Origin of the sequence: Clostridium sp. (assembly GCF_036646415.1) — a bacterium.
In the GTDB taxonomy this organism is placed as follows: domain Bacteria; phylum Bacillota; class Clostridia; order Clostridiales; family Clostridiaceae; genus Clostridium_J.
This window is the reverse complement of record NZ_JAVXMF010000003.1, coordinates 44,823-58,092: the sequence shown is the minus strand read 5'-3', so window position 1 is coordinate 58,092 and position 13,270 is coordinate 44,823. Positions and strand designations below refer to the sequence as shown.

The window sequence follows — 13,270 nt, the reverse complement described above, 5'->3', positions numbered from 1 at the left end:
GTAGGTGTTTTTAATTGTTTAAATTATCGATTGATTATGGCCATTTCATAGCATATGGAATTAGACAAGTTTTATATTTATTAACATCTAAGGAAGCACATTAATATAAAGAGTAGCAGTGTTCAAGCTTAAAGTTACTATACTCTAACAAGAATAATTAGGGCATTTATATATTTCTTCTTCCCACCAACCAAAAGCAACCTTTGAGCTATCAAAGGTGACCGGCAAAAATCCACCAAGATAAATAATAATAGATTGTCCAGGTGCAAGTATAATTTGACCACCATCAACTACTAAAGTTGAATATGGAGAAACTATTCTACTAAATATAGCAACACCATCACTTGGAGGTTCAGAAGTTGTAGTTAAATACTTAATTTGACCTCTAGGAATTGGCTCAGGACGAATAGTCGTATTAGTACAGCTAACTAAATCGCTCCTAATTCCATTATTAAAGCTAGCTTTTAGATAAAACTCAGCTGATAAATTAAGATCTGAAATATTTGTGATTGTCATAGCATTTATATATATATTTCTATTTGAATTAATTGGGTTTAGTAATGCAGCTAGAGCATGTTCATTTTCAATAGTTAAAATAGGTGTTTGACCGATAAAATACTTACCCTTTTCTGCTTGATATAATGGATAGTCAATAGATACTTCAATTGGATTTTTCTTATCAGAACATGACATTATAATCACCTACATATAAAAATTATAAGGAAATACTATTCCTTATAATTTATAATAATCATAATATATAAACATGTTACAAGTGTAATAATACAGCAACAATGAACAAATGGTTAAATATATTAGTGACTCCTATTTTAAAGATTTAATGTTAATTGGAGTTTTTCAATTCTTCTATCATCTAAAGCTAAAACCTTTAGTGTGATAGTTCCTAAATCTACTTCATTATGTTCATCTTTTTTAGGAACAGTAACTAAGCACTCAATAAAGAACCCTGCTATGGTATCTGCTGAATCAGAAGTAATATTAAGATCAAATTCATCATTGATATCATCTATTGTAAGAAGACCACTTATAATAAAGTTATTATTATCTATTTTTTGAATTTTAGCTTCTTCTTGATTATACTCATCGGTAATACTACCCATTACTTCTTCAATTAAATCCTCTATGGTTACAATACCAGAGAAACCACCGTATTCGTCAACTAGTATAGTTATATAATTTCGAGATCCTTGAATGTCTCTAAATAATTTGTCAATATTCTTAGTTTCAGGAACAAAATAAGGCTCTCGCATAATTTCATTAATTTTTATATTTTCTATTCCATTTAATATTATTTTACTAAAAAGGTCTTTAATATGAAGTATACCTACAATATTATCAACAACATCATCATATATTGGTATTCTAGAAAATCCTTCTTGTAAAATAGTATTTATATTATCTTTAATGCTCTCAGTTACTTCAAGAACGAAGGTTTCAGTTCTTGGAGTCATGATTTCTTTTGCAATCTTATCGTCAAATTCAATTATTCCATCAATCATATCTCTTTCACTTTCATTGATTGCACCATGTTCTTCGCCAATGGCAATAATACTTCTAATTTCTTCTCTTGAAACTTTTTCTTCAATTCCTACAGTTTTCATTCCTATTAGCTTCAATATAGAATTGGTAGAAATTGACAAAAGCCATACAAAGGGCTTAGTAAATTTCGAAATTATTATTACAGGTTTTACTGAAAACATTGCGACTTTCTCAGCATATTGAAGTGCTATTCGCTTAGGAAGTAGTTCTCCAAGTACAAGTGTGAGATAAGCTATAAATAATGTTACAAGAATAAGTGCTACATTTTCACTATATGGAATATTAATAGCCTCTAATTTTTGTGCTAAACCTGATGAAAGTTTTTCTATTTTGCTAGTGAAAAAATATGTTAATTTTGTGGTATTATGTAAATATAGTGAAAAGAATTATTTGAAGAATAAAAGCAAATTAGAGGGTTTAAACTAATTAAGTAGTAGTGGGTTTTACAAATGACTTTGTATATGACGTTTGTGTTAACTTGGTAGGACAGAGCTTCATATTTGAAAATATTATATTATGAATTAAGGGGTGAAGTTTAGCATGAAAAAATCACTGTTGAAAAGTATGATTATCCTTCAACTAGAAGAGCAAATTAAGAAGTATGGGGATAAAGCCATAGAAGAATTTTTATGTGATTTAAAAGATAAGGGTGCTCCAATAATAGAAGAGTTAGAAAATGATGATAAAAACAATTTAGTTACGTTTATACATGAAGGGGATAAAGCGTGTAAAAATGTTTTGTTTGTACCTGATATAGGATTAGATAGATTTAAAGATAATTATAAAGATTTTCAAATGCAAAGAATAATGGAAACAGACCTATGGTATATTACTTACGAAGTGAGAAATGATTTAAGATTTATATATTATTTTTCACCAAATGATCCATTGGATGATAATTGGAATGATAGATTTTGCAATAGGGTTATATATGATAGATTTAGTAGTAAAGTATTGACGTTTAAAGGTGAAAATGGAGAAGAGGATAGTAAAAGTTCTTATGTAATAATGCCAAAGTCATCAGAGGATACTTGGGCTAAAAAAATAGATGGTGTAGAAGAAGGGAATGTAGAAGAATATAAATTTGAAAGTAAGAATTTAGAGGACAAGCGTAGAGTTAGAGTTTACACACCTTATAGATATAATAAGGAAGAAAAACCATATAGATTTATAATTTTTACTGATGGTAATGATTATATCGATGTTCTTTCGTCCGTAGAAACTTTAAATAATCTTATAGCTTTTAAAAAAATACCGCCTATAGTTGCAATATTTATTGATTCAACAGAAAATAGGGGAAAAGAATTAAAGTGTAGTGATTCTTTCTGTGAGATTATTATAAAAGAATTAATTCCATGGGTTAGAGAAAATTATAATATTACTAAGAGTCCAGAAGAGGCCATAATTTGTGGGCTTAGTTTAGGTGCTTTAACAGCATCTTATTTAGGCTTGAACTATTCAGATATTTTTGGCAATGTTCTTTCTCAGTCAGGATATTATTGGTATAATTCAGAAGACTTTGCACCGAATGAGGATTGTTGGATTACTACTAAATTTAAGGAAGTAGATAGGTTACCTCTTAAATTTTATTTTGATATGGGAGTTTTAGAAACTAAGTATAAAATTATTGATACCAATATAAATTTAAGGGATGCATTGATATCGAAGGGGTATAATGTTGACTTTAAATGGTTTAATGGCGGTCATGATTATTTATCATGGGGAGAAAGTTTAGCACATGGATTGATTTCGCTTGTTGGAATAAAGCAGTATGAGCTGAATGACATGTTTAATTGTTTAAGCCATATAGGATCAAAATTGAATGAGGCAAACGTATTATGGTCAGTTGGAGGATCAATATTACTAAATCATTTTGGGTTATTAGATAAGCCAAATGACATAGATATTTTGGTTGGTATAGATGATATTAAAAAGGTTGAAGAAATTCTTGATAATATGGGACAAAAGAAGATATGGGAGAAAACAGATATATACTCAACACAATATTTTTATGAGTATATCATAAATGGAGTTGAGGTTGATGTAATGTCAGAGCTTAGTATTAATCATAGTAATGGAGTATTTGAGTATGATTTTGATTATAAATCAATTTCAGATATGAAAGATGTTAGTGGAGTAAGCATTCCGTTAACATCTTTAGAAGATTGGTATGTTTTATATCAGCTAATTCCTAATAGAGAATCAAAAGTAGTGTTGATAGAAAATTATTTATTATCAAATGGGGTTAAAAATCAATTTTTATTAGAAAGAGCCTTACGTGGAAATTTACCAATAGAAATAAAAAATAGAGCAAAAACATATTTTTTATATTGTCAGCGGTGATATTATTTAAATTCTTTATTATAGAGATTCCACGTATAACTTAGTAGGGGGAAATATCATGGAGATTACAATTATACATGGTCAAGGCCATAGGGGGAGCACCTATCATATAAGTGAAGAAGTTATAAATCAAATTAAATCAGTAGATACTGTGATAAATGAATTTTTTATGCCTAGGGATACACCAGAATATTGCGTAGGATGTTATAATTGCATTAAAAAGGGTGAAGGTTATTGTCCGCATGAAGACAAGGTGCAGCCAATCATTAAGGCAATGGAAAGGTCACAGATTGTTATAATTGATTCACCTACCTATTGTTTTGAGATGACAGGACAGTTAAAAACATTTTTGGATCATTTAGCATATATGTGGATGTCACATCGACCCAATAAAGATATGTTTTCTAAGGTTGGAATTGTAGTTTCTACAGCGGCAGGTGCAGGGTCAAAGAAGGTGACGAAATCTTTGGCACAGCAGTTGTTTTGGCTAGGATTTTCAAAGGTTTATTCTATAAATCAAAATGTTAATGCTGCATCTTGGAGTGAAGTATCAGATAAAATTAAGGAGAAAATTAGGTTAAAGGTTAATAAAACTGCTTTAAAAGTAAAAAAGAATCTTACTACTTCAAAGCCTAATATAAAGACTAAATTTATGTTTTTGGCAATGGTTGGTTCACAAAAGATGAACAATTGGAATATGATAGATAAAAAATATTGGGAGGAAAACGGTTGGCTTAAGAAAAGTCGTCCATGGAGGAAATGAAATTGAAAGATACAAGAGAAACTATTATTTAAGAAGCATTAACACTGTTTTCAAGACGTGGTTATGATGGAGCAATATAAAAATACTATGCAGGCAACACATTTCAAAATTATTTTATTGATGGAGCATTAAAAATTTCAAAGTTATCTTTTCACAGAGATGATTCATTTGAGAAGGAATATAATCATTGTGGACATTGTCCCAATTTACCATGTGAAAAATTGCAGGATGCATATAACAATGAAAAGCATGGAGATAAGGGTGAAAGACTAATTAATTTAAAGTTAAGAACCATAAAGTCAGATGAGGAGCAGTAGTAAGTAAGATGGATTTCTACGTGAATATTTTATAGAGTGGGGTATACCAATGAATTTAAATAACTATAAATATGTTAATTTTACAGAAATAACTGATGATATAGTACTAGATGTAAATAACTTTCTTTTAGAAAACAATAAGAAAGAAACTTTGAAACATGTTACGAATGTTGCTAATAGAAATAGTGAAATAGCAGAAAGATATGGATTGGATAAAGATATATGTATTATATGTGGCTATTTACATGATATAAGTACAGTAATTAAACCTAATGACATGCTAACTTATATAGTAGAAAATAAGTTGTTCATCGATGAATCAGAAAGGAAATATCCTTTTATTTTACATCAAAGAATTTCAAGATTACTAGCAAAGGAAGTTTTCAATATAGATAACGAAACTATATTATCTGCTATAGAGTGTCATACAACTCTAAAATCAAATCCTTCGAAGTATGATATGGCTCTTTTCATTGCTGATAAACTTTCATGGGATCAAGATGGGACACCACCATTTTATGATGTAGTAATTAAAGATTTATCGATTTCATTAGAAAAAGCATGTCTATCCTACATAAATTATATTATAGATAATGATATGATTTTATATCCTCATTCATGGCTGATGGAAAGTAAAAAATATTTGGAGAGATTATTAAGTATAATGAAAAGCTAACTAAGAAACGTGGTAGCTAACTATTGCCACTGCTTGAAGATTAGGAGAGGGGATTAGGGTAATGATTAACTATAAGGAAATTAATTCATTAATGATTGAATCAATAAAAGAAATATATATAAAAGAATCTTGGAATGCCTATTTGAAAGATGATGAAAAGCTTATACGAGCGTTTGATAATTCACTGTATATTATGGGTGCATTTGATGATTATAAACTAATTGGTATGATTAGATGTGTTGGAGATGGAGAGCATATTTTGATAGTACAGGATTTAATTATTGACCCAGAATATCAGCAACGTGGAATTGGAACCTATCTTTTTAAGACAATTATGCAAAAATACTCTCAAGTAAGAATGTTTATGGTTGTAACTGATATAGAAGACATAGTAGATAATAAATTTTATCAATCATTCAATTTTAAGAAAATAGAGGATAGGAATATGGTGGGATACATTAGATAAATTCTAAATAAGTATTAGATATTTAAGCTATAAGGGGTATACACACTTTTATCATAATATGGACCCAAAATTATATAGGAGAATTAGGATGGAAAGATCTATAGTAATTGCTGTTGCGGCTGTATAAGGTGGTGGAAAACAACTGTTATAAATGAATTAAAGAGAAAATTACCTTTATCAAAGGCAATTTATTTTGATGATTATGATTTTGAGGAATGTCCTAATGATTTTTTCAAGTGGGTAGAAGGTGGATCTCTAGATGGTGGAATATATCCTATGGTAGGAGATACTGCTGTAGATTCATTTCTAACTACAAACTTAAAGGTACTAAAAGAATTTAAGGGCGAAGGTATTGTATTTATAAAACCTTGGGAAAATAAAAACATAGTAGAGAAGATCAAATAATCAAATCGAAAAATTTTTAATGGAAGTAAATAAAGAGTATAAAGTAAAATTCGCATATTTATTTGGATCTCAAGCTAGAGGAGAAGCAAATGAAAATAGATAGGGGTATTGTATATACTATTATCAAGAATAATTTAAATGACATAGAAAGATTTATTAAAGTTATTGCAGAATATATTTAAATCTTATGTTATGAATATATTTATAAAGCAATACCGTATTATCATGGATATACGGTATTTTGTTTTGTAAATAATTGGTATAATTTAATTTGTATACATTAATAAATAAGTAGTAAACATTATTCTTGGATAACTGAATAGTACAGTATTTGAAAATATGTTACAATATGTATAAAAGAATAGCTTTAAAGTTTAATGAGAATATGACAATGTATTATTGCAATAGTGTAAATTAAATATGTTTTGGTGAAGGTAAAGGAGATAAGGTGATGATTGAGATAAAAAAAATAGTGTCAACAGAAGTGAAAAGTAAATTACAAAATGACTAAATTGGAAGTAGACAGGCTTGGCTAAATATTAAAGCAATAGATCGTTCTGCTTGTTTTAATCGGTTATGTGCTTTGGAAGGCACGATTCAAGGCGTTAGGTGGCATTACCTTTCAGATGAAGTGAAAAATGAGTTAAAAGAATTATATAATGCAGTGAAGTAATTAAATAGCGAGGTTGTAAAATGGAATATATGGGTAATAAAGAATATTGGGATGAAAAATTTATTAATAGAAGTAATAATCCATTAAGTGCTGAAAAATCATTAGTTGAAAACATAAGTTATTTTAAAAAAGGGACTGTTCTTGATATTGCATGTGGAGATGGTAGAAATGCTCTATTTCTAATTGAAAATGGTTTTAAAGTAACAGGAATAGATTTCAGTAGCGAAGCACTTGGTCGTTTGAATATGTTTGCTAAAAGAAATAATTATTCTGTGAGTACACAAGAAGTTGATTTAAGTAAAACTGATTCATTAAAGGATATAGGAACATTCGATAATGTCTTAATTAATCATTATAGGCTAAACAAGGAGCAACTTGCTGATATAAAAAATCACATAACTGATGATGGTATTTTATTCATCTGTGGTTTTGGGGATAAACATAAGTTTGACTCGAAAATTAGAAAAGAGGATTTGATTAAACCAACTGATTTTGAAGAAATAAATAAATCATTTAATTTAGTTAAGTATATTGAGACTAAAGATGATATAGGCTTTTTTGTTACTTATATTTTCTGTAAGAGAAATTTGAATAGATGAAAATCAATTATAAATGCCGTAAAAGAAACTGCACTTCGGATGGTTTCTTTTACGGCATTAAATAATTAAGGCAAAATTAGTTTGGAACACTTATAGTGAGATTTACTTATTTTTCTTTTCACCCATACCAAACATGCTATACATTTCTTGGTAGGTTGGATCTGTAGCTCTAGATATGGCATTTTGTCTTCGTACTTCTTGTAGATAACTCTCATCACTTGAATTACTAAAGTTAGTTGAATCTGATACACAATTTATATTAGATTGTGAGGTTGCATCATTTGTAAAAGAAGTATTCATTTTGCTGTTTGTTCTTGATTGTGCATTTTGTTTTTTTACTTGGTTTAAGTTGTTATTATCCATTTCAATGCTCCTTTCAAATATGGCGAGTAGCTGTCCACCATCTGCTTCTTTAAGTAGGGGATAACAGCTGTCACGATCATAGATAAGTTCTTCTAACATTCAGGTGGAGTGAGGGATTCCTCTTAAGCAAACTCTATCTGAATGTTAGAAGAACTTGATATAAAACTAAATTATAGATTTAACTTGATATGTGAAGATAAATAATAAGTTAAATATATAATTATTCTGCCCTTAAATCTTTATTATATTTCAAAATTTCATATGGAAATAAACTAACATATATTAACTATTAGAAGCAAAAACTGTAAATTGGTGTTTGCTAAATATAGTAAAAATCTTCTCAGATAAAGAATTTCTATAAAAAATATGGGTCAATTATAAATAAGTAACCACTAACACACTTTAGCAGTTAAAATTGACTAAGGTTTGTATAACCATTATACTAAAAGTAAGAAAATATAAAATATTATAAAAATAACAGAATTATAATTTAGATATTAAAGAAGTATGCATAAGGAGTGATATCGTGGTTAAAAATTTAGAAGAACTACTAGAACTTGCAAAGAAAAAAGATAAGAAGACTATGTCAGTGGCAGTAGCACAGGATAGTGTTGTTTTAGAGGCTGTGGTAAAGGCTGTAGAAATGAATATTATAAATGCTATACTAGTTGGAAATGAAGAAGAAATAAATAACATAGCTAGTAAAAATAATATAGATTTATCTAAAGTTAGAATCATAAATCAATGCAATACAACCATGGCTGCAGCTAAAGCTGTAGAACTTGTTACAAAGGGTGAAGCTAATTATGTAATGAAGGGATTACTTGGAACTTCAGATTTATTGAAAGCGGTACTTAATAAAGAAGCAAATTTAAGGACAAGTAATTTACTATCTCATGTTATGGTTTATGATGTAAAAAGTTATGAAAAGCTAATTCTTCTTACTGATGGAGGTATGGTACCCTATCCAGAACTTAAAGATAAAATTGGAATAATTAATAATGCAGTAATGGTAGCTAAGGCTTTAGAGATAGAGACTCCTAAGGTTGCGCCAATCTGTGCTGTGGAGGTTGTAAATCCATCAATGCAGGCAACACTAGATGCAGCGGCATTATCATCTATGAATAAAAGAGGGCAAATTAAAGGTTGTATAATAGATGGACCATTAGGATTAGATAATGCAATATCAAAGGAAGCTGCTCATCATAAAGGAATTGTTAGTGATGTGGCTGGAGAAGCAGATATACTTCTTGTGCCTAATATTGAGTCAGGGAATTTCCTAGGAAAATCTTTAACTTATTTTGCTGGAGCTGAAAGTGCAGGAGTAATTGTGGGCGCAAAATGTCCAGTTGTATTAGTGTCAAGAGCAGATAGTGCTAAATCTAAGCTTTATTCAATAGCTTTAGGAAGCATTTTAGGATAAGACTATAGGTCAATAAAGTAATAAGAGAATAATCAAATTAATACAAGATAAATAATTTATGGGGGTATATACTATGAAAAAGGTTATAATGAGTGGTAATGAAGCCATGGCTAGAGGTGCCTATGAAGCAGGATGTCACGTTGCATCAGCATATCCAGGAACACCGAGTACAGAAATATTAGAGAACTTTGCATTATATGAAGAGGTATATGCAGAGTGGGCTACAAATGAAAAGGTTGGATTTGAAGTAGCATCAGGAGCTTCAATTGGGGGAGCAAGAGCTTTAACGACTATGAAGCATGTAGGACTTAATGTAGCTGCAGACCCACTATTTACTATGGCATATGAAGGGGTAAATGGAGGATTTGTAGTTGTAACAGCAGATGATCCAGGAATGCATTCTTCTCAAAATGAGCAAGACAATAGATTTTATGCACCACATGCAAAGGTTGCAATGATTGAACCATCTGATTCACAGGAATGTATTGACTATATGAAGGAAGCTTATGAAATAAGTGAAAAGTTTGACACTGTGGTACTTTTCAGAGTTACAACTAGAATATCTCACTCTAAAACAGTAGTAGAATTAGGGGAGAGAGTAGCTGTAGATGTTAGACCTTATGAAAAGGATATTAAGAAGTATATTATGACACCAAACCACGCAAAGGCAAAACATTATGAAGTTGAGGAAAGATTAGAAAAACTTAGGCAGTATTCTAACAATACAAAGTTAAACAGAATTGAAATGGGAGATACTAAGATTGGTATAATAACTAGTGGAATTTCTTATGAATATTGTAAAGAGGTTTTTGCAGATAATGCATCTTATCTTAAGATAGGATTTTCATATCCATTACCAGATGAAATGATAAAAGAGTTTGCTAGTAAAGTAGACAAGGTATATATTGTGGAAGAAAATGATCCATATTTAGAGAATGCAGTGAAAGCTTTAGGTATTAACTGTATAGGTAAAGAAATAATTCCTATATGTGAAGAGTTAAGCCCAGATATAATTAGAAAAGGAATACTTGGAGAAGTAAATAAAATACCATATACTGTAGATACAAATCCACCTTCTAGACCGCCAGTACTATGTCCAGGATGCCCACATAGAGGAATTTTCTATGCAGTGTCTAAACATAAGGATGTAATAGCTTCAGGAGATATTGGATGTTATACCCTTGGTATGAATGCTCCACTTAATGTTACGGATACAGTAATATGTATGGGTGCGTCAATATCAGCAGGAGTAGGGATTGAAAGAGCTAATATCGTTGGAAATAGACAAGATAGAAAAGTATTTTCATTTATAGGAGATTCAACATTCTTCCACTCTGGAATTACAGGCTTGATTGAAAGCGTATATAATCATACTCCAATTGTAACAGTAATACTTGATAATAGAATTACTGGAATGACAGGACATCAAGAAAACCCAGGTACAGGTAAGACTCTTCAAAATAGAGAAGCACCTATGGTTGATATAGAATCACTTGTACTTTCTTGTGGTATCAAGAAAGAAAATATAAGAGTAGTAGATCCATATAAACTAGAGGAAACAGTTAAGGGCGTAAAAGATGCCCATGATAGCACTGAGCCTTTTGTAATAATTACAAAACAACCTTGTGCATTAATTAAAGAAGTATTAAAGAAAAGAGTTAATCTAAAATGTAAAGTGGATGAAGAGAAGTGTAAGAAGTGTAAGATGTGCTTAAAGACTGGTTGCCCAGCTTTAAAATTCCAAAATGGTATAGTAGAAATTGATGAAAGCATGTGTAATGGTTGTGAACTTTGTAAACAAGTTTGCCCATTTGATGCTATAGAAAAGGTTGGTGAATAATATGAAGGAAGTAAAAAGTATATTATTTATAGGTGTAGGTGGTCAAGGAACTATCCTTGCATCAAAGATATTAACTGAAGGGTTACTAAGAAATGGATACGATGTTAAAATGTCAGAGGTTCATGGAATGGCACAAAGAGGCGGAAGTGTTACTACTCAAGTTAGATTTGGGGAGAAGGTATATTCACCGTTAATTGAAAAAGGTAAAGCTGATGCTATAGTTGCTTTTGAGAAAAGTGAAGCTTTAAGAGCGGTATCATATTTAAAAGATGGGGGTCATTTAATCGTAAATGATTATGAAATACATCCAGTGCCAGTACTTATTGGACAAGAAAAATATCCAGAAGGAATAAATGACGCATTAAAGAATTCAGTAGAAAATACTGTAATAGTTGATGCGGCTAAAATCGCAAAGGATCTTGGAAATATTAAGGCTCAAAATGTAGTATTGCTTGGAGCTTTACTTAAGGCATTAGATATAAAAGAAGTAAATTGGGAAGATGTTGTGTCATCATTAGTACCAGCTAAAGCTATAGAACTAAATAAAAAAGCATTAGTAGCAGGTATGGAAATATAAGTGATACTCCAAATCTATGATTTGGTTAGTAGAACTTACTCATTTGAACGAAGTGAAAAGGAGTTTCTAATAACAAAATATTCACTTAAAGCTAAGAGGATTAGCATTAATAATTTGTAATTATAATAAATATTAGTTCCACAGAATTATTTTATCATAGTGGAGCTAATATTTTTTTAAATAAAAATAATAAATTCATAGGATTTTAATTATTTTTTGGTATAATGTATAATAAAAGAATATTATATCTATTTAATTAGATATATGTAATAGAACTTAAATGATAATAATAGGATATGAAAATGGATTAAGATTATATTAACTAATATACACATATGAAAAGTAATTATGTAGGAGGAGAATTAATGGGAATATACAAGTTGCCTAGTTCAGAAGAGCTGAAGGTTATAAAAAAATATGGTAAGTTATTTGAAAATATTAAAATATCTGAACCAGCACTATTAGGGGGAAGTACATATAGAGAAGTAACATTTAAAAAGAAGATGTTTGCTAAATTTATGGGCAAGGGGACAGGCTATTTATATCTTGATTCAAGTAATAATATAGTTACTAACGATAATACTATAATGAGATTGGGGAGAATCTTCTTTTTCATGGATGCATTTTTAAATGATGAAAGTGATAGTATAATAAAGGCTCTTCAAAATGATGATGATGTAGATAGAAATAATGATGATTTAGTTCTAATGATGACTGGTTTTAACCTTATAGATAAAAAAAATAGAAAGTTTGATATAAAGCCACAAGAGGTAGAACAAGTAAAAGAAATATTATCAAAACTACTGGAGCTTAGAGGGAATACAAATAAAAAACTAGAAATTTTTCTTAAAGTAGTAGCTGATGAAATGAGTAAAAAGAAATATTTTGATGAGGATGTTATAGAAGCATGTATGCCTGCATATAAGGATGTAATGACTTGCAATTATGAGAAGGTACAGCTTATAGATAAGGGAGCTTCAAGTTATAACTATATTAAAAAGGCAGCGGAGAAAACAAGAAGGAATTATAGCATAAGATTTGTTACTTCTCATACTGAAGCCCTAATGAGGGTTCATTATATGATGGGGTATTTCGAGAATTTAGTTAAATCTTACGAAAGTATTATTAAGATGTCATACAATCAGTATATTAAGAATATAGCTAATGCTGGAAAAGTAAATGCTGAATATAAATTATTAATGCTTAGAAACAATAAATAGCATGAAATAATGTAAGAATAAAAATATACCAATTAAAAGATTTCT

The 13,270-nt window shown here is 29.8% G+C and carries 13 protein-coding genes and 1 pseudogene; 11 read left to right on the top strand and 3 right to left on the bottom strand.

Translation table 11 applies throughout. The annotated features are described in order from the left end of the window. Window positions 1–144: 144 nt before the first annotated feature. Window positions 145–693 carry a DUF6143 family protein gene (locus RSD37_RS02910; RefSeq protein WP_346945196.1) on the bottom strand — a complete coding sequence of 183 codons (549 nt, stop codon included), beginning with the start codon at window positions 691–693 and terminating at the stop codon, window positions 145–147. 137 nt (window positions 694–830) lie between these two features. Beyond that, the gene (locus RSD37_RS02905) at window positions 831–1,847 is read right to left on the bottom strand and encodes a hemolysin family protein (RefSeq protein ID WP_346945365.1); all 1,017 of its coding nucleotides are present in this window, start codon (window positions 1,845–1,847) and stop codon (window positions 831–833) included. 253 nt (window positions 1,848–2,100) lie between these two features. Between RSD37_RS02905 and RSD37_RS02900 the strand changes: the two genes are divergently transcribed. The 7 genes and pseudogenes from RSD37_RS02900 to RSD37_RS02870 all read left to right on the top strand — a co-directional run bounded on the left by RSD37_RS02900 (window position 2,101) and on the right by RSD37_RS02870 (window position 7,802). Beyond that, a complete protein-coding gene (locus RSD37_RS02900; RefSeq protein WP_346945195.1) occupies window positions 2,101–3,903 on the top strand; it encodes an alpha/beta hydrolase-fold protein in 1,803 nt (600 codons plus the stop codon). 58 nt (window positions 3,904–3,961) lie between these two features. Continuing rightward, the gene (locus RSD37_RS02895; protein ID WP_346945194.1) at window positions 3,962–4,666 is read left to right on the top strand and encodes an NAD(P)H-dependent oxidoreductase; all 705 of its coding nucleotides are present in this window, start codon (window positions 3,962–3,964) and stop codon (window positions 4,664–4,666) included. Between the two features lie 366 nt (window positions 4,667–5,032). Beyond that, window positions 5,033–5,659, top strand: coding sequence for an HD domain-containing protein (locus tag RSD37_RS02890; protein WP_346945193.1), 627 nt, complete (start codon window positions 5,033–5,035; stop codon window positions 5,657–5,659). 61 nt (window positions 5,660–5,720) lie between these two features. Then, window positions 5,721–6,125: a GNAT family N-acetyltransferase gene (locus RSD37_RS02885; RefSeq protein ID WP_346945192.1), complete on the top strand. Its 405-nt coding sequence runs from the start codon at window positions 5,721–5,723 to the stop codon at window positions 6,123–6,125. Between the two features lie 225 nt (window positions 6,126–6,350). Continuing rightward, window positions 6,351–6,527 (top strand): annotated as a pseudogene (locus RSD37_RS02880) (alpha-hydroxy-acid oxidizing protein); the annotation flags it as partial. Window positions 6,528–7,041: 514 nt separating this feature from the next. Further along, window positions 7,042–7,203 carry a TfoX/Sxy family DNA transformation protein gene (locus RSD37_RS02875; RefSeq protein WP_346945364.1) on the top strand — a complete coding sequence of 54 codons (162 nt, stop codon included), beginning with the start codon at window positions 7,042–7,044 and terminating at the stop codon, window positions 7,201–7,203. A 20-nt stretch (window positions 7,204–7,223) separates the two neighbouring features. Then, the gene (locus RSD37_RS02870) at window positions 7,224–7,802 is read left to right on the top strand and encodes a class I SAM-dependent methyltransferase (RefSeq protein ID WP_346945191.1); all 579 of its coding nucleotides are present in this window, start codon (window positions 7,224–7,226) and stop codon (window positions 7,800–7,802) included. A 102-nt stretch (window positions 7,803–7,904) separates the two neighbouring features. Here RSD37_RS02870 and RSD37_RS02865 read toward each other — a convergent pair whose 3' ends face one another. Further along, window positions 7,905–8,165: a hypothetical protein gene (locus RSD37_RS02865; RefSeq protein WP_346945190.1), complete on the bottom strand. Its 261-nt coding sequence runs from the start codon at window positions 8,163–8,165 to the stop codon at window positions 7,905–7,907. Between the two features lie 526 nt (window positions 8,166–8,691). Between RSD37_RS02865 and RSD37_RS02860 the strand changes: the two genes are divergently transcribed. From RSD37_RS02860 to RSD37_RS02845, 4 genes are all read left to right on the top strand, one after another. Beyond that, a complete protein-coding gene (locus RSD37_RS02860; protein ID WP_346945189.1) occupies window positions 8,692–9,588 on the top strand; it encodes a phosphate butyryltransferase in 897 nt (298 codons plus the stop codon). Window positions 9,589–9,661: 73 nt separating this feature from the next. Then, window positions 9,662–11,428, top strand: coding sequence for an indolepyruvate ferredoxin oxidoreductase subunit alpha (gene iorA / locus RSD37_RS02855; protein ID WP_346945188.1), 1,767 nt, complete (start codon window positions 9,662–9,664; stop codon window positions 11,426–11,428). 1 nt (window position 11,429) lies between these two features. After that, window positions 11,430–12,005 (top strand): indolepyruvate oxidoreductase subunit beta, encoded by a 576-nt coding sequence (locus RSD37_RS02850; protein WP_346945187.1) that lies wholly within the window; start codon window positions 11,430–11,432, stop codon window positions 12,003–12,005. Between the two features lie 365 nt (window positions 12,006–12,370). After that, window positions 12,371–13,225: a hypothetical protein gene (locus RSD37_RS02845; protein ID WP_346945186.1), complete on the top strand. Its 855-nt coding sequence runs from the start codon at window positions 12,371–12,373 to the stop codon at window positions 13,223–13,225. Window positions 13,226–13,270: the final 45 nt, after the last annotated feature.

Excerpts from the sequence above, each read along its gene's own strand:
- iorA (WP_346945188.1), top strand. The coding sequence starts at position 9,662 with ATGAAAAAGGTTATAATGAGTGGTAATGAAGCCATGGCTAGAGGTGCC.
- RSD37_RS02865 (WP_346945190.1), bottom strand. The coding sequence starts at position 8,165 with ATGGATAATAACAACTTAAACCAAGTAAAAAAACAAAATGCACAATCA.
- RSD37_RS02900 (WP_346945195.1), top strand. The coding sequence starts at position 2,101 with ATGAAAAAATCACTGTTGAAAAGTATGATTATCCTTCAACTAGAAGAG.
- RSD37_RS02850 (WP_346945187.1), top strand. The coding sequence starts at position 11,430 with ATGAAGGAAGTAAAAAGTATATTATTTATAGGTGTAGGTGGTCAAGGA.
- RSD37_RS02895 (WP_346945194.1), top strand. The coding sequence starts at position 3,962 with ATGGAGATTACAATTATACATGGTCAAGGCCATAGGGGGAGCACCTAT.
- RSD37_RS02845 (WP_346945186.1), top strand. The coding sequence starts at position 12,371 with ATGGGAATATACAAGTTGCCTAGTTCAGAAGAGCTGAAGGTTATAAAA.
- RSD37_RS02890 (WP_346945193.1), top strand. The coding sequence starts at position 5,033 with ATGAATTTAAATAACTATAAATATGTTAATTTTACAGAAATAACTGAT.
- RSD37_RS02870 (WP_346945191.1), top strand. The coding sequence starts at position 7,224 with ATGGAATATATGGGTAATAAAGAATATTGGGATGAAAAATTTATTAAT.
- RSD37_RS02885 (WP_346945192.1), top strand. The coding sequence starts at position 5,721 with ATGATTAACTATAAGGAAATTAATTCATTAATGATTGAATCAATAAAA.
- RSD37_RS02910 (WP_346945196.1), bottom strand. The coding sequence starts at position 693 with ATGTCATGTTCTGATAAGAAAAATCCAATTGAAGTATCTATTGACTAT.